At 62.7% G+C, this 16,243-nt stretch carries 11 protein-coding genes; 9 read left to right on the plus strand and 2 right to left on the minus strand.

The genetic code is table 11. The features are described 5' to 3' along the window. Positions 1-145 precede the first annotated feature (145 nt). Positions 146-4,000, minus strand: a complete 3,855-nt coding sequence (locus NKH42_RS08845) for a peptidoglycan-binding protein (protein WP_352974041.1) — start codon at positions 3,998-4,000, stop codon at positions 146-148. A gap of 552 nt (positions 4,001-4,552) precedes the next feature. Here NKH42_RS08845 and NKH42_RS08850 point away from each other — a divergent pair. The 8 genes from NKH42_RS08850 to NKH42_RS08885 all read left to right on the plus strand — a co-directional run bounded on the left by NKH42_RS08850 (position 4,553) and on the right by NKH42_RS08885 (position 13,966). Beyond that, positions 4,553-5,014 (plus strand): MerR family transcriptional regulator, encoded by a 462-nt coding sequence (locus NKH42_RS08850; protein ID WP_352506231.1) that lies wholly within the window; start codon positions 4,553-4,555, stop codon positions 5,012-5,014. A 248-nt stretch (positions 5,015-5,262) separates the two neighbouring features. Beyond that, entirely contained in the window at positions 5,263-7,059 is a 1,797-nt protein-coding gene (locus NKH42_RS08855) for an acyl-CoA dehydrogenase (RefSeq protein WP_352506172.1), read from the plus strand. Positions 7,060-7,297: 238 nt separating this feature from the next. Further along, entirely contained in the window at positions 7,298-8,467 is a 1,170-nt protein-coding gene (locus NKH42_RS08860; RefSeq protein ID WP_352506173.1) for an acyl-CoA dehydrogenase family protein, read from the plus strand. Between the two features lie 8 nt (positions 8,468-8,475). After that, positions 8,476-8,931, plus strand: coding sequence for an OsmC family protein (locus NKH42_RS08865; protein ID WP_254816313.1), 456 nt, complete (start codon positions 8,476-8,478; stop codon positions 8,929-8,931). Between the two features lie 17 nt (positions 8,932-8,948). Beyond that, complete coding sequence (locus NKH42_RS08870) at positions 8,949-10,157, plus strand: acetyl-CoA C-acetyltransferase (RefSeq protein ID WP_352506174.1); 1,209 nt, start codon at positions 8,949-8,951, stop codon at positions 10,155-10,157. A 12-nt stretch (positions 10,158-10,169) separates the two neighbouring features. After that, entirely contained in the window at positions 10,170-12,389 is a 2,220-nt protein-coding gene (locus NKH42_RS08875) for a 3-hydroxyacyl-CoA dehydrogenase NAD-binding domain-containing protein (protein WP_352506175.1), read from the plus strand. Positions 12,390-12,470: 81 nt separating this feature from the next. After that, positions 12,471-13,115: a S24 family peptidase gene (locus NKH42_RS08880; protein WP_352506176.1), complete on the plus strand. Its 645-nt coding sequence runs from the start codon at positions 12,471-12,473 to the stop codon at positions 13,113-13,115. Positions 13,116-13,126: 11 nt separating this feature from the next. Next, the gene (locus NKH42_RS08885; RefSeq protein ID WP_352738427.1) at positions 13,127-13,966 is read left to right on the plus strand and encodes a thermonuclease family protein; all 840 of its coding nucleotides are present in this window, start codon (positions 13,127-13,129) and stop codon (positions 13,964-13,966) included. On the opposite strand, the gene NKH42_RS08890 is transcribed toward NKH42_RS08885, so the two are convergent. Beyond that, positions 13,929-15,584, minus strand: coding sequence for a lysine--tRNA ligase (locus NKH42_RS08890; RefSeq protein ID WP_352506178.1), 1,656 nt, complete (start codon positions 15,582-15,584; stop codon positions 13,929-13,931). The genes NKH42_RS08885 and NKH42_RS08890 overlap by 38 nt on opposite strands. Before the next feature lie 248 nt (positions 15,585-15,832). On the opposite strand from NKH42_RS08890, the gene NKH42_RS08895 reads away from it, so the two are divergent. Next, positions 15,833-16,243 carry a tellurite resistance TerB family protein gene (locus tag NKH42_RS08895; RefSeq protein WP_352506179.1) on the plus strand — a complete coding sequence of 137 codons (411 nt, stop codon included), beginning with the start codon at positions 15,833-15,835 and terminating at the stop codon, positions 16,241-16,243.

Raw genomic sequence — 16,243 nt, forward strand, 5'->3', positions numbered from 1 at the left:
GGCATTTTGCGCCAAAAGGCTATTTCGTTCTTGCGCCGGCCGGGCGGTGAAGTCAAACTTCGCCGCGCCGCCGAAACAAAAAACAACTCAATCAGTTAACAGGCAAATCTGTGGCAAGGGCGTCGCGGAAACGACGCATCCGCCGTTATTTACGCGCGAGCAGCGCCTTGACCAGCTTTTCGTCGATCGCGCCGGTTGCCCTCATATCGTTGTCGGCCTGGAAGGCCATGATTGCGTTCTTGGTTTTCAGGCCCATCATGCCGTCGGGATTGCCGGCCTCGTAGCCGTTCTTGTTGAGAATGCGCTGGATGTTCTGGACCGCTTTCTTCATATCGATGCCGGCGGTCGTCTGCGGTGTGCCGTCCTGCCACGATTCAGGAATGTCGGCCGAATTGGCGGCTGGATCGAGCGGCTTGGCTTTCCACAGTTCAGCCGCGGCCCGCGCACGCTCCAACTGCTCGGGCCTCAGCGCCTTGGCGATCTCGTCGCGCTTGGCCGCTGCATCCTTGTCGCCGGTCTTGGCGACGAGCGCGAACCATTTATAGCTCTCCTCGAGATTCTGCTTCATGCCGACACCCTTCGCCGCGAGGATGCCGAGGTTGAACTGGCTGTCCTTGACGCCGAGATCCGCCGCCGCCTGGAACCAGCGTGCTGCCGATTCGTTGTCGGTCACGCCGTCCGCCGCCATCGCAAACAGCACGGCAAGATTGTGCATTGCGCTGGCATTGCCCTGCTCTGCGGCAAGCTGGTACCAGGTCTTCGCTTTCTTGATGTCGCGTGCGACGCCGATGCCCTTCTCGTAGAAGTTGCCGATGCGGTATTCTGCCGGTGCGAAACCGAGTTCGGCAGCTTTCTCATACCATTTGGCCGCCGCCGTCATGTCTTCCTTAACGCCGCGCGACTCGGCGTAACGCGAGCCGATCTCGAACAGCGCCTTGGCGTCGCCGCCGGCCGCTGCATCGCGCAGGGCGGCCGGCCCGGCATCGGCCGGAACGTCGATCTTGGCAACGCCTGCCGGGGCAGCATCCGCCGGCGGCACAGTGCCGGTCGTGTCCTGCGTGGCAGCGGGGGCAATAGCAGGCGCGGCAGCCTTTGGCTCGGCGGTCGCCGCTGCCGGCGCGGGCACTGCGGCCGTGGTGTCTGGCGCCGCCAGGTCAGCGGACGCTCCGGAAGGCGAGGGCGCCGTCGATGCCTCGGCTGCCGGTGTGGCGGGGCCGGTTTGCGCCGCCGTGTCGTCCTTGGTCATCGATGCGGATGGCTCGGCCTGCCTGACGGTGGGCGACGGCTCGCTCTCCTGTCTTGTTGTCTGCGCGTCCGCCTTCGGCTCGCTGGCAACGCTGGCCAATGCGGTTTCCACCGGCTGTACGGGCACGGCCGGCGCCGCCTCATTGTCGGCGACTTCGACCGGGTCGGAGAAGAAGGCTTTGCCCAGTTGCAGGCCGGCAAGCGCCAGCATGATGGCGATTGCCCCCATCAGGATCGGCTTGCGCCGCGCCTTGAGCAGGTCGCCGATCCTGAGTGCCTTGACCGGGCCTTTCATCGTCGACTGGCGCTTGAGGGCGTCCGCCTCGGCGGCCGCCGCTTGCGCGGCCCTTCTGGCTGCCGCGATGAAGTCCGATTTCGCCGCCTCGGCGCTGCCTTCTCTGGCCGGCTGCCCGCGCTCGTCGCGCACGCGCTTCATGATGGCGCTGAGGTCGGGTGCGCCGGAGCCGGGTTCCAGTGGCCGGTTGGCGAGCTTGGGGTCGAGGGGCTCGTCGAGATCGACGCTCGGTATCTCGGCGCTCGGCGCCGAGCCTGCAAGCGGCGGCGTCTCGGCCTCCTTCTTGCCCTTCAGGGCGCGCGCCAGCCCGCCTAACATCGATTTCCTGCCGCCGCCTTGTTCGTTCTTTTCACGTGTCGTGTCTGAACCGAGAGCCGCCAGTGCGGCTGCGGCGGCGGCCTCGGCCGGCGTTCGCGGACCTGGCTCTCCGCGCACGAGCGCCGCGGCGCGGCCGTCGAGATCGGCCATGTTACCCGTTGACGGCAGCGACTGGTCGATGTCCATCGACGGTGCGTCCTGCACCGAGATCTTGGATGCCCGGCCGGAGCGCTTACTCAACTCGGCGCTTGCCGGTTCGCTGGTCTCCAGTGAACCAAGCCTGTCAACGATCTTGAGCAGCGTATCGTGGATAGCCTCGAACGTCCTCGAATTGCGCTCGTCCGAACGGCGCGTCAGCGCCTCGAGCGTCTTCAGGTCCTGGGCGAGGCCGGTAACGGCCGCCGTGTTGGCGCTTGATCCGGCCAGCGAGCGGACGGCACTCTCGGCCGCCTCGCGCGCCGCGCCGAGGATGGAATCGCGGGTTCCGGCCAGCGATTTCTCGATTTCGTTGAGACGCGGGCTGATGTCGTCGAATTCCGGCAGCGGCGTGCCGGGCTTGGAAAGGTGCGCCGTCAGGCCGGCGACCTGCGCTTCGAGGCTGCGGATCAAAGCCGGGTCGATGCTGGCGACTTGTGCGGCGGACGAATCCAGCCGGCTTGAGATGTCTTCGAGCCGACTCTCCAGGCCGCGGATCGCCGCCTCGTTGGCGGGATCTGGAACGCGTGTCTCCATCCGCTTGGCCAGCGCGGTGAAGCGGGCGTCGATGGCATCCATAATGTCGGCGTTGTCGACCTGCGGCATGCGCTGGTCCAGCCTGTCGGCGACCTCGTCCAACCGGCGCTCGAGGTCGCGAAACAGCATGTTGCCTTGTTCGATGGCGTCGCCCTGGCGGCGTTCCATCATGCTGGATAGCACGTCGAAGCGCTGCTCGAGCCCCTGGAAGATGTAATCGGCGTCGGGCATGGCCGGTGCGTGGTCGATCTTGTCGGAGATAAGCGCGATTTGCCTGGCAAGGCGCTCCATCGCCTGTTCCGGCAGATTGGCTCGGCCGGCCAGTTCGTCCACGCGGCTCGACAATGTGTTGAGCCGGTCGATGACCTCCCGGCCCGGACGATCCTGCGACACTTCTTCGATTTGCTGGGCCAGTGAATCGATCCGCTTCTCGATGCGTTCGAAGGGCTCGGGGTCGAACGAATTGGCTTGCGCGGCAACCGTCGAGGCGACGATCGCGCGGGAAATCTCGTCGAGCCGCTCGTCGATCTGGCTGAATGTGTCGCTGCCGCGATTGTCCTGCTGGCGGGCGAAATGATCGACCGCTCCGGCAAGCGTGCGGACCTTTTCTTCGAGCGAGCGCAGCGACAGCGATTCCGGCAGATTGCTGACGGCATTGCTGATCTGTTCGAGCCGCTCCGTCAGCGCCGACAGGCCGGGTGCGTCGGAGCGCTTGCGCTGATCGGCGTCGACGCGGTCCTCGAAGGCAGTCCAGCGGCGGTCGAATTCGTCCCAGCGGCGGCCGACCGCCTGCACGCTCTCCTCGCGCGCTAGCGTATCGAGCGCGGCCTTGACCTGCTCAAGCTCGAGCCGCAGCATATTGACGCTTCTGTCGTCGCTTTTTTCGGCCAGTGTCTGGATGGCGCCGGAAAGCCGCTCGAACTCGACGCCGAGTTCGGCGCTGCCTTTGCCGCCGCCATTTGACTGGAAGGCTCGCTCAATATTCTTGCGCAGTACGTCGAACTCGCGTTGCAGGCCGGAGGTCATCTGCTGGCGCAGCTCTTCGCGCAGGCCGCGCAATTCCCCGGCGATCTTGCCGGCTAAGGCGACGCTGTCCTCCTGACCGCGCACCCGGTCGATATCGCGGGCGATCGCCTGGTAGTTCTGGTCGAAGGCCGCTGCGGGACCTTTCGGCTGCTGCGCCTCGCGTGGGTCTTCATACCGGCGCTGCTGGCCATAGGGTTGAGCGCTGGGATAGCGCGGTTCTGCCGCGGGTCGGCGCGGATCGGGGTGGTTTGTCGTCTCCTCGCGCGTCCGCTCCAGCCGCTGCTCCAGAGTTTCCAGGGAGCGGTTGAGCTCTTCAAGCGTCGTGTGCGGCCGGCGTTGCCTGCCGGCGTTGAGTGTATCGAGGTAGGACCGCTTGCTGTTCATCAATGCGCCCGTTTCAGAATTGCTGGCTTTCACCAGGTTCCCAAAGTCCTGCCGGGACGAAGGCGACTGCGTGGCTTGTTGCAGTGGAAGACGAGCTTCCCGGGTCTCATCCGCGCTCCGAAAACCGTGAAAAATTCAATACAGGATAGACACGGGTAACCGACATGCGCACATTTCGCCCCAACGTGGTAAACAACGCGTTAACCAAGCTTAAGAAGTTGCAACTTTGTCGGCTGGCTGCGGACGGCGCCGGGTGTCTTCTATTGGACGCACAACAGACGCCGTGGAAGTTTGATCAGCCGCATGATCGTCCCCGAAATCGGCAACGACTTTTTAGGTCATCCGCCGGCGCTGCGGCATAAAGTTCCAAACCTAGAACGCTCTTGCGTGGTAAGGCGGCTATCGATATAGAATTGACGTAAACGTAAATGAGCGGATTACGCCGTTTGCGATTTGTTAGCTGAAACCACGAGTGGAAGCACGCCCCCGCTTTCACTCAGGCGACGCAAGGTCCGCGACCGCGACGCCACCAGACGGGGAAAGCCAGTGACCATGAAACTTATTTCGCCCGGTCAAGCCGCGGCCAATACCAACGATATGTCGAGCGAAACCGGTGAAGAGCTTGTCCGCATCGGCGAAATGGCCAAGAAATACGGAGTGACGCTGCGTACGCTGCGTTTCTATGAGGACAAGGGTTTACTCAACCCGCAGCGCGACGGCTCGACCCGCCTCTATACGCGCCGCGACAGGGCCCGGCTGAAGCTGATCCTGCTTGGCCGCAAGGTCGGATTCTCGCTGCGTGACGTCAAGCAGATGATGGACCTCTACGATCCGAACGGCTCCAACACAAAGCAATTGCGGCTGGCGCTCGACAAGTCGGAGAAGCAGCTTGCCCGTCTGCAGAAGCAGCGGGCGCTGATCGACGATGCCATCAGCGAACTGAGTGCTTCGATGTTGACTGTCCGGCAAATGCTGATCGAGCGCTCGACGCCGCAGGCCAGCGTGGCGAGCTAAACTAAGCTTTCGATTTCCGACGGATAAGAGCCGCGCGGCTTTCGCTGCGGGGTTCTTCGTCGTTTGCCGTCCTTCGCCGTTTGCGGTCTTGGCGCGCGGGAGAAAATTCGTCGCACCGCAGAATTGACGTTTACGCAAACGTCAACATTTGGTATCTCCGACCCGTCATACTGGCCCGCCTGCTATCCTCATACACTGGTACACTGGGGCTGATTTCGGGGCCAAGACCGCATGGTGGAGGAAAACGCATGCCGATCTACAAGGCGCCGATCCGGGACACGCTGTTCGTGCTGAACGAAGTGCTGGGGTATCAGCGCTATTCCAATCTTCCCGGATTTTCCGACGCCACGCCGGATGTGCTCGAGGCCATCCTTGCCGAAGGGGCGAAACTCGCTGAAAACGTGATGCAGCCGCTGAACCGTGTCGGCGACACGGAAGGTTGCGTGCGCCATGACGACGGTTCGGTAACGACGCCGAAAGGCTTCAAGGAGGCCTTCGACCAGTATCGCGAAGGCGGCTGGATGGGGCTCGCCGCACCTGTCGAGTTTGGCGGGCAAGGCTTGCCCTACGCGGTGCACACCGCGGTTGCCGAATACATGGTGTCGGCCAATATGTCGCTCATGATGTATGCCGGCCTGACGCAAGGCGCGATCGCTGCGATCATCACCCATGGCACCAAAGAGCAGAAGGCAACATGGTTGCCGAAGCTGGTCGAGGGCGCCTGGACCGGCACCATGAATCTGACCGAGCCGCACTGCGGAACCGATCTTGGCCTGCTGCGCACCAAGGCCGTCCCAAATGGCGACGGCACCTACAGGATCTCCGGCCAGAAGATCTTCATCTCGGCCGGCGAGCATGACATGTCGGACAATATCGTCCACCTGGTGCTGGCCCGTATCGAGGGCGCGCCGGATGGCGTGAAGGGCATCTCCCTGTTCATCGTACCGAAGTTCAAGCTCGATGTCTCAGGCAATCCCGGCGAGAAGAACACCGTCTCCTGTGGCTCGATCGAGGAGAAGATGGGTATCCATGGCAACTCGACCTGCGTCATGAATTACGACGACGCTGAAGGCACGCTGCTCGGCGAGGCCAATGGCGGGCTGAAAGCAATGTTCACCATGATGAATGAGGCGCGGCTTGGCGTCGGCCTGCAGGGGCTCTCACTATCGGAGGTCGCCTATCAGAATGCGGTTTCCTACGCCAAGGACCGTCTGCAGGGCCGCTCGCTGTCAGGACCGAAGGCGCCGGACAGGAAGGCCGATCCGATCATCGTCCATCCGGACATCCGCCGCAGCCTGATGACCATGAAGGCGTTCAACGAGGCCGGCCGCGCGCTGGCGCTGTGGACGGCGATCAAGTCCGACATCGCTCACCGCTCCGGTGACGACAAAGATCGCCAGGTCGCAGACGACTATACCGGCCTGATGACGCCGGTGGTCAAGGGCGTGCTCACCGACAAGGGTTTCGATCATGCGGTAATGGCGCAGCAGGTGTTCGGCGGCCACGGCTATATAGAAGAACACGGCATGAGCCAGTTCGTCCGCGATGCCCGCATCGCCATGATTTATGAGGGTGCCAACGGCATCCAGGCGCTCGACCTCGTCGGCCGCAAGCTGGCCTTGAATGGCGGCCGCGCGGTCCAGGTCTTCTTTAGGGAAGTCGGAGAGTTCTGCGAGGAGAACCGCACCGATGAGAAGATGGCGCCCTTCACCAAGGCGCTTAAAGAGGGCCTCGACGATCTGCAGGCGGCGACGATGTGGCTGGTGCAGAACGGCATAGCCAAGCCCGACAATGCGGGTGCCGCCTCGACCGACTACATGCATCTCTTCGGCCTGGTGGCGCTGGGCTATATGTGGGCCCGGATGGCCAAGGTGGCCGCAGCGAAATTGGCTGATGGTCCCGACGGCGCTTCGTCTTTCTACGACAACAAGCTGGTGACGGCGCGCTTCTTCATAGAGCGGATCATGCCGGAGACGTCGGCGCATCTTGCCCGCATCTCCAGCGGTGCCGACACATTGATGGCACTGGCGGCGGAAGCGTTCTAGCTTCGGCGTTCCCCTGCCCCTCGAGGGGAGGGTGGCCCGAAGGGCCGGGAGGGGTCCTGCCTGCAGTGCGCCGACCTCCATTCTGGTGCATGCCTTGGAGGAAAATGATCGCAATGCCGTGGCACATGGCGCAGGTTGTAAAAGATAAGGTCGAGCAAGTCATCGGCGACTCCACCCGGCCGCTTCGCGGCCACCCTCGTCTCGAGGGGGAGGGGGACGTCGGCGCGAGGGAGAAACCATGACCAACCCCGCCGAAATCCTGGGCCTTCCCAAGCCCGTCTGGGCGGCGGACGAGGTCGGCATGCTTTACGACATGGCGCACCGCTTCATGTCGGAAGAGATCGCGCCGCGTTACGACGAGTTCGAGAAGAACGAGATGGTCGACCGCGAAAGCTGGCAGAAGGCGGGTGCTGCCGGACTGCTGTGCGCCTCGATGCCGGAGGAATATGGCGGATCGGGCGGCACCTTCGCACATGAGAGCGCCATCATCGAGGCGATCGGCCATGTCGGCGTCGACGGGTTCGGCATTGGCCTGCACAATTCGATCGTTGCCCCCTATGTCCTCCACTACGGCTCGGAGGAGCAGAAGAAGAGGTGGCTGCCGAGGCTGGCGACCGGCGAACTGATCGGCGCCATCGCCATGACTGAGCCGGGTGCGGGCTCAGACCTGCAGGGCATCAAGATGCACGCCGAACAGGACGGCAACCGGTACAAGCTCAACGGCTCGAAGACCTTTATCACCAACGGCCAGCTCGCCAATTTCATCATCGTCGTTGCCAAGACCGATCCTGAGAAGGGCGCCAAGGGCATCTCGCTGATCGTCGTCGAGACTGACGAGGTGGAGGGTTTCGCGCGTGGCCGTAACCTCGACAAGATCGGCCTCAAGGCCAACGACACGTCGGAACTGTTCTTCAACGACGTGCGTGTGCCGACCTCGAACCTGCTCGGCAATGACGAAGGCCAGGGCTTCGTCCAGTTGATGCAACAATTGCCGCAGGAGCGGCTGCAGATCGGCACCACTGCTATTGCCATGGTCGAGCGGGCTCTGGCGCTTACCATCGACTACGTCAAGGAGCGCAAGGCCTTCGGCAAGGCCATCATCGAATTCCAGAACACCCAGTTCAAGCTTGCCGAATTGAAGACCGAGGCGACCATCGGCCGCGTCTTCTATAATGACTGCGTTGCCCGCCATATTAACGGTGGCCTCGACCCGGTGACGGCTTCGATGGCCAAATACTGGCTGTCAGACCTGCAAGGAAAAGTCGTCGACGAATGCCTTCAATTGCATGGCGGCTATGGCTACATGAATGAATATCCGATCGCCCGCATGTTCCGCGATGCCCGCGTCCAGCGCATCTACGGCGGCACCAACGAGATCATGAAATTGCTGATCGGGCGGAGCCTTTAGGAGGTCGCATGTCGAAGCATTTTGCTGGGCTTCGCTGGAAGTCGGGGGCACGGGAGGATTTCCTTTCCGGCCGCTATTCCCGGGTCCATGAACTTCATTTTGATGGTGGCGCGGTCATCTCCGCTTCCGCATCGCCGTCGATTGTGCCGGCACCTTTTAGCGATGCAACGATCGTCGATCCGGAAGAACTGTTCGTCGCTTCGCTTTCTTCTTGCCACATGCTCTGGTTCTTGGATCTGGCAAAACGCGCTAAGCTCAATGTCCGATCTTATCACGACGAAGCCGAAGGCCTGATGGCCAAGAATGCTGAGGGGCGCACAGCCATCACACATGTCACCCTTCGGCCGCTCGTCGAATGCGACGCAGATGCGGCTATGATCGAGAGTATTCATCACAAGGCGCACGACGCCTGTTTCATCGCCAATTCGGTGCGGACCGAAGTGGTGGTCGAGCCCCGATTTTAGATCACAGGAGATCACCAATGGCCGAAGCTTATGTCTATGATGCGGTGCGCACGCCGCGCGGCAGGGGCAAGAAAGATGGCTCGCTGCACGAAGTGCCGGCGGTGCGGCTCGGCGCCAAGGTGCTCGAGGCCATCCGCGACCGCAACGGGCTGGACACTAGCACCGTCGACGACATCATCTTCGGCTGCGTCGATCCGGTTGGCGAGGCGGGTGCGGTCATTCCACGTGCCGCCGCTTTCGAGGCCGGCTACGACACCAAGGCGCCCGGCATGCAGATATCGCGCTTCTGCGCCTCGGGCCTCGACGCCATCAATTTCGGCGCCGCCAAGATCGCGCAAGGCGCCGACGAGATCGTCATTGCCGGTGGCGTCGAATCAATGTCGCGCGTCGGCATGGGCGCCTCCGGCGGCGCCTGGTTCATGGATCCCTCGGTCGGCCTGCCCGGCTGGTTCGTGCCGCAAGGCATATCGGCCGACCTGATCGCCACCAAATACGGATTTTCGCGCGACGATGTCGATGCCTACGCGGTCGAAAGCCAGAAGCGTGCCGCCAAGGCGTGGGGCGAGGGCCGCTTCAAGAATTCGGTGATCTCGGTCAAGGACCAGAACGGCCTGACCATCCTCGACCATGACGAGCACATGCGGCCCTCGACCGACATGCAGTCGCTGGCCGCACTCAATCCGTCCTTCGTCATGCCGGGCGAAATGGGCGGCTTCGACGCCGTCGCCGTGCAGAAGCATCCCGAGGTGGAAGAGGTCAACCACGTCCACCATGCCGGCAATTCGTCCGGCATTGTCGACGGCGCGGCGGCCGTGCTGCTCGGCTCGAAAAAGGCGGGAAAGACGCTCGGCCTCAAGCCGCGCGCGCGCATCCGTGCGTTCGCCAATATCGGCTCCGAACCGGTGCTGATGCTGACCGGCCCGGTCGACGTCACCGAGAAGCTGTTGAAGCGGGCGAAGATGAAGCTGCAGGACATCGACTTGTTCGAGCTCAACGAGGCCTTCGCTTCGGTGGTGCTGCGCTACATGCAGGCTTTCGACATTCCGCATGACCGGATCAACGTCAATGGGGGGGCCATCGCCATGGGCCATCCGCTCGGCGCCACCGGTGCGATGATCTTCGGTACGGTGCTGGACGAATTGGAACGCCGTGATCTCAACACCGCGCTGGTGACGCTTTGCATCGGCGCCGGCATGGGCACTGCAACGATCATCGAACGCGTCTGACGGAGAGAGATGATGAGCTACACCAATTTCACCCTCGACATCGACGCCGACGGCATTGCGCTGGTCACCTGGAACATGCCGGACCGTTCGATGAACGTCTTCACCGAGGAGGTGATGCGCGAACTGAACGCCATCGTCGACAAAGTGGCAAGCGATGCAGTGATAAAGGGCGCGGTGATCACCTCCGGCAAGGATACGTTCTCGGGCGGCGCCGACATCACCATGCTGCAGAAGATGCTGGCGACCTTCGCCGCCGACAAAGCGAAGGACCCGGAGAAGGCGACCAAGGCGCTGTTCGACAAGGCGGGCGCTATGAATGGCCTGTTCCGTAAACTGGAAACCTCGGGCAAGCCGTGGGTTTCGGCGATCAACGGCACCTGCATGGGCGGCGCGTTCGAATTGTCGCTCGCCTGCCATGGCCGTGTCGCGGCCGATTCCGACCAGGTGAGGATGGCGCTTCCGGAAGTGAAGATCGGCATTTTTCCAGGTGCCGGCGGCACCCAGCGCGTGCCACGGCTGACCGACCAGCAGCAGGCGCTGCAAATGCTGACGTCCGGCCAGACGCTGTCGCCGCAGAAGGCCAAGTCAATGGGCTTGATCCATGAGATTGCCGAGGCGGACAAGCTGGTCGAAACTGCCAAGGCGATGATCAAGAACGGCTTGAAACCGGTGGCGCCATGGGATGAAAAGGGCTTCAAGCTGCCCGGCGCTCCGATCTATTCGGTGGCAGGTGCCAATCTGTGGCCGCCGGCCATCGCCATTCTGCGCCGCGAGACCTTTGGCAATTATCCCGCTGCCGCCGCCATCCTGAAATGCGTCTACGAGGGCCTGCTGGTGCCGTTCGATACCGCCTTGCGGATCGAGCAACGCTACTTCACCGAGATCATGCAGACCAGGGAAGCGGCGGCGATGATCCGCTCATTGTTCGTCTCGCTGCAGGAACTGAACAAGGGCGCTCGCCGCCCAGCTGGTGTGCCGGAAACGACGTTCAAGAAGATCGGCGTGCTCGGCGCCGGCTTCATGGGCGCCGGGATCGCCTATGTAACGGCCAAGGCCGGCATTCCGGTGGTGCTGCTCGACCGCGACATGGAGTCCGCCGCCAAGGGCAAGGCGCATTCCGAGACCCTGATCTCGGATCAGGTGAAGAAGGGCCGTGCCAAGTCGGAGGACAAGGATCGATTGCTGTCGCTGATTACGCCAACGGCCGATTACGCGGATCTTGCCGGCTGCGATCTTGTGGTCGAGGCGGTGTTCGAGGACTCGGCCGTCAAGAAGGATGCCACCGAACAGGCCGAGGCTGTACTCAAGCCGTCGGCGATCTTCGCCTCGAATACGTCGACCATACCGATTACATCGCTGGCCAGGAATTCGGCGCGGCCGAAGAATTTCATCGGCATCCACTTCTTCTCGCCGGTCGACAAGATGATGTTGGTCGAGATCATCCTCGGCAAGAAAACCGGCGACAAGGCGCTGGCCACCGCGATCGACTTTGTCCGCGCCATCAAGAAGACGCCGATCGTCGTCAACGATACGCGCGGTTTTTACGTCAATCGCTGCGTACTGCGCTACATGTCGGAAGCCTACAAGATGCTGATCGAAGGTGTTCCGGCGCCGATGATCGAGAATGCGGCGAAAGCCGCTGGCATGCCGGTCGGTCCTCTAGCGTTGACCGACGAGACGGCGATCGACCTTGCCCAGAAGATCATGAAGCAGACCACGCGCGACCTCGGCGACAAGGCGGTCGATCCGAAGCAGATGGCGCTGATCAACACGATGGTCGACACGCATGGTCGCTTGGGCCGTAAGAACAGCAAGGGCTTCTATGACTATCCGGCAAAACCGGCAAAGAAGAAGCTTTGGCCAGGCCTCAGGAACCTCTACCCGCAGCTGTCGCCGGAGCAGGTCGACTATGAGGAACTGAAGCAGCGGCTGCTGGTCACCATCGCGCTTGAGGCGGTACGGGTCATGGAAGAGGGCATCGTTACCGACCCACGCGAGGCCGATGTCGGCTCGATCCTGGCCTTCGGCTTCGCACCCTATACAGGCGGTGCACTGTCCTACATCGACGGCATCGGCGCGAAGAAATTCGTCAAACTCGCCAAGCGCCTGCAGAAGAAATACGGCGCCGAGTTCAAGGCGCCGAAGCTGCTGCTCGAGATGGCCGAGAAGGGCGAGACCTTCTACGAGCGCTTCGATCCCTATACCAGGAACGAGGCCAAGGAGGCGGCCTGACGCCGTCTCCGGCGGTGGACAAGATGGCGGCCAAGGGGTAGAACAGCGAAGGTATTTTTTCCTGTTTCGAAGGAGAGCAAGGTGCTCTCGCACGACCGCGTTTGGGCCGCCATCGACGCTCTTGCCGAGCGTTATTCGCTTTCGGCCTCCGGACTGGCCAGGCGCGCTGGGCTCGACTCGACCGCCTTCAACAAATCGAAGCGGCTGTCCTCAGATGGGCGGCCGCGCTGGCCGTCTACCGAATCGCTGGCTAAGATCATCGAGGCGACCGGCGCCTCGCTGGATGAATTTGCAGGACTGGTCGAAGGCCGGGGTAATTCCGGCGCACTGCCCGTGCAGAAATCGTCGGTGCCGCTGCTTGGCTTCGCCCAGGCGGGCGCCGGTGGCTTCTTCGACGATGCCGGGTTTCCGGCGGGGCAGGGATGGGACCTGATCGAATTGCCGGCACGGGCAACCGAAAGCTCCTATGCGTTGAAGGTCCAGGGCGATTCCATGCTGCCGCTCTACCGCAATGGCGATGTCCTCATCGTCGAGCCGGGAGCTACCATACGAAAGGGCGATCGCGTCGTCGTCAAGACCAATGCCGGCGAGGTGATGGCCAAGGTGCTCGACCGCCAGACACCGAAGTCGATCGCGCTGGTCTCCCTCAATCCCGATCACCCGGACCGCGACATCCCCATGCGCGATGTCGAATGGGTGGCGCGGATTGTCTGGGCAAGCCAGTAGGCGCGGGGCCGGTGCGTCTGCCTCACCTTGCCTTGGCTGTTCTGGCGATCCCGGCGATGGCCACGGCAATTGTCGCCGGCGGCCGCGCCGTCCAGAGCGAAAGCGGCGGCCCCTGGGAACAAATCCAGGTCGGCGCTGAACCGCAGCCCGCCGCGCCGGCTACGTCGGCCATCCCGAAACCAGTGCCGGCCAAGCAGGCGGCGCATTCGAGGGCAATCGATCCAGAAATCGTGGTGCCGCCGCAGCTCGGTTCCAACGAGCTTGAACGGATAGAGCCGCGCGCCCCGTTGAGCGATCTGGCATTGGCCGGACCGCCCAAGCCGCCAAAAACGAAAATGCCCGACGACTGGAAAGGCACGAAACTATTCCAGCCCGTCGCCTCGGCCGCCGGGGTCATCGAAGCAAAGGGCTATTCGATTGCGGTTTCCGGTATCGACATCGTCAAGCAGGAGGAGACTTGCACCGACGGCGGCGAGTCCTGGAATTGCGGCATTCGGGCGCGAACGGCCTTCCGCGCCTTTCTCCGCAGTCGTGCTGTGATCTGTGCCGTGCCGCCCGAAGGCGGTCGTGATCTGATCGCCGCCGAGTGCCGGATCGGCAATCAGGATATCGGCCAATGGCTGGTCGAAAATGGCTGGGCGCGCGCCGCCAAGGGCGGCCCTTATGTAGAAGCCGGCGAGAAGGCGCGTGCAGCAAAAAAAGGCGTCTTCGGGCCGGCGCCGAGCGTTTCAGGCCTGCCGCCGCTCCCGGCTGCTGCGTCGCGATCCGCGCCTGTAGCGCCTAGCTCGATCCTGGAGGAGCAGGACGGCGCCCTCATGCCGCCAGCTGACCAGCCAGCGCCCGCTGAATGAGCTCACGCGTTTCGGCGATGCCGTAGAGCGCGGCGAAGGAGCCGAAGCGCGGCCCGCGTTCCTGACCTATCAGCACCTGATAGATCATCTGGAAGAAGGCGACGGAGACACCGGGTCCGCCCTCCGGGCTCTGCTTGGAATGATCCTGGTAGCGCTCGATCTTGCGCGCAACATTGAGGGCAGCGTTCTGGATCGCCTCGCTGTCGGCATTAGCCGGCAGCGCGGCGAGCGCTTCCGAAAGCTTGGTCAGCGCCTCGCGCTCGACCGCGTCGGCAGCACGGTACACTTTCGCCGGCTTCACGAAATCGTCGAAATAGCGGATGGCATATTCGGCCAGCCGGTCGAGCTCGGGATGGGTCGTCGGCGTCACACCCGGCGCGTGGCGCGAAATGAAACCCCACAGCACGTCCCTGTTCTGCGCATTCGAGGCGCTGACCAGGTTGAGCAGCAGCGAGAACGGAACCGGCAGGTCGACTGCCGGGGGATTGCCGTCATGCATGTGCCAGACCGGATTGCCCAGCCGCTCCTTCCAGTCCTGCCTCTGATAGGCAGAGAGGAACGTATAATACTCGTCCACTGCCTTCGGGATAACGTCGAAATAAAGCTTCTTCGCGGTTCGCGGGCGCTGGAACATATAAAGGCTAAGACTCTCGGTCGGCGCGTAAGTTAGCCACTCGTCGATGGTTAGCCCATTGCCCTTCGACTTCGAGATCTTCTGGCCGTGCTCATCGAGGAACAGCTCATAATTGAAGCCCTCCGGCGCCGGAGCATCGAGCGCGCGGCAAATCTGCCCGGCGAGCTTGACGGAATCGATCAGATCCTTGCCGGACATCTCGTAATCGACGCCGAGTGCTGCCCAGCGCATCGCCCAATCGGGCTTCCATTGCAGCTTGGCATGACCGCCGGTCACCGGCGTCTCGAAGCGCTCGCCGGTGTCCGGATCGCGCCACACTATGGTGCCGGCGTCGAGCTTGCGCTCGTCGATCGCGACTTGCATGACGATCCCGGTTTTGGGATGGATCGGCAGGAAGGGCGAATAACTCAGCGCCCGTTCCTCGCGCAGCGACGGCAGCATAATTGCCATCACCTTATCAAAGCGCTCGAGCATCTTGAGCAGCGTCGCGTCGAAGCGGCCGGAAGTATAATAGTCGGTCGAGGAAGCGAATTCGTAATCGAAGCCGAAACGGTCGAGGAAAGCGCGCAGCCGTGCGTTATTGGCGGCGCCGAACGACGGATACTCATTGGAGAAAGGGTCCGGTATCCTGGTCAGCGGCTTGCCGAGATAGGCGCGCAGCATGTCCTTGTTAGGCACATTGTCCGGCACCTTGCGCAATCCGTCCATGTCGTCGGAGAAGCACAGCAGTCGCGTCTTGACCTTGTCTTCAGTCAGCACGCGGAAGGCGTGGCGCACCATAGATGTGCGCGCCACCTCGCCGAAGGTGCCGATATGCGGCAGGCCGGACGGGCCGTAGCCGGTCTCAAACAGCACCGTTTCCGGGTAGCCACCGATCGCGTAGCGAGCGACGATCTTTTTCGCTTCCTCGAATGGCCACGCCTTGCTTTCGGCGGCGGCGGTAAGGACTTCCGGGCTGAGATCGATCGGCTGTTGTTCGACCATGATGCTATTCCTGCAACTTGCCGGCATCCATGCCGGCAGCCGCATGCTCTAGACCATGATCCCGAAAAGTGGAACCCGGTTTCAGGGCAGGACCGCGATCAGGCAAGAAGATTAAGAGCTCCCGTCCCAATTTAGTCGGGATGGATCAAGTTCCAAGGCGTGACCGGAGCGCCAACGATGGCGGCTGTTTTTCCTTGCGGCGCTGGTCTCTCGTTCCTAACTTCGGGACCCATCTCAAGGAGTTGTAAATGCCATTGTCGCCACACGAAGCCATGATCTACCTGATGGTCATCACTTCGGCGTCGGACCGCGACATGACCGACATCGAACTGGCGCGGATCGGCGACGTCGTTCGATCCTGGCCGGTGTTTGAGGATTTCAATCAGGAGCGGCTGGTCGATGTCGCTCAGGCCTGCCAGGAAATGCTGCAGGAGAAGGACGGGCTGGAGGGCGTCCTGGCGCGTGTCGCCGAGGCGCTTCCGGAACGCTTGCGTGACACTGCCTATGCCGCCGCCTTCGAGGTTGCGGCCGTCGATCTCGAAATGCGCCTGGAGGAGGTGCGCGTGCTGCAGCTCGTCCGCCGGGAACTCGATCTCGATGCGCTGACGGTCGCCGCCATCGCGCGAGCCGCCAAGGCGCGCCTTCGCACGCTGACCTGA

Source organism: Mesorhizobium sp. M1142 (genome assembly GCF_040318565.1).
Taxonomy (GTDB): Bacteria; Pseudomonadota; Alphaproteobacteria; order Rhizobiales; family Rhizobiaceae; genus Mesorhizobium.

Bases quoted from the DNA above. Each gene is read 5' to 3' on its own strand.
- NKH42_RS08845 (WP_352974041.1), bottom strand. From the start codon at position 4,000: ATGAACAGCAAGCGGTCCTACCTCGATACACTCAACGCCGGCAGGCAA.
- NKH42_RS08850 (WP_352506231.1), top strand. From the start codon at position 4,553: ATGAAACTTATTTCGCCCGGTCAAGCCGCGGCCAATACCAACGATATG.
- NKH42_RS08855 (WP_352506172.1), top strand. From the start codon at position 5,263: ATGCCGATCTACAAGGCGCCGATCCGGGACACGCTGTTCGTGCTGAAC.
- NKH42_RS08860 (WP_352506173.1), top strand. From the start codon at position 7,298: ATGACCAACCCCGCCGAAATCCTGGGCCTTCCCAAGCCCGTCTGGGCG.
- NKH42_RS08865 (WP_254816313.1), top strand. From the start codon at position 8,476: ATGTCGAAGCATTTTGCTGGGCTTCGCTGGAAGTCGGGGGCACGGGAG.
- NKH42_RS08870 (WP_352506174.1), top strand. From the start codon at position 8,949: ATGGCCGAAGCTTATGTCTATGATGCGGTGCGCACGCCGCGCGGCAGG.
- NKH42_RS08875 (WP_352506175.1), top strand. From the start codon at position 10,170: ATGAGCTACACCAATTTCACCCTCGACATCGACGCCGACGGCATTGCG.
- NKH42_RS08890 (WP_352506178.1), bottom strand. From the start codon at position 15,584: ATGGTCGAACAACAGCCGATCGATCTCAGCCCGGAAGTCCTTACCGCC.
- NKH42_RS08895 (WP_352506179.1), top strand. From the start codon at position 15,833: ATGCCATTGTCGCCACACGAAGCCATGATCTACCTGATGGTCATCACT.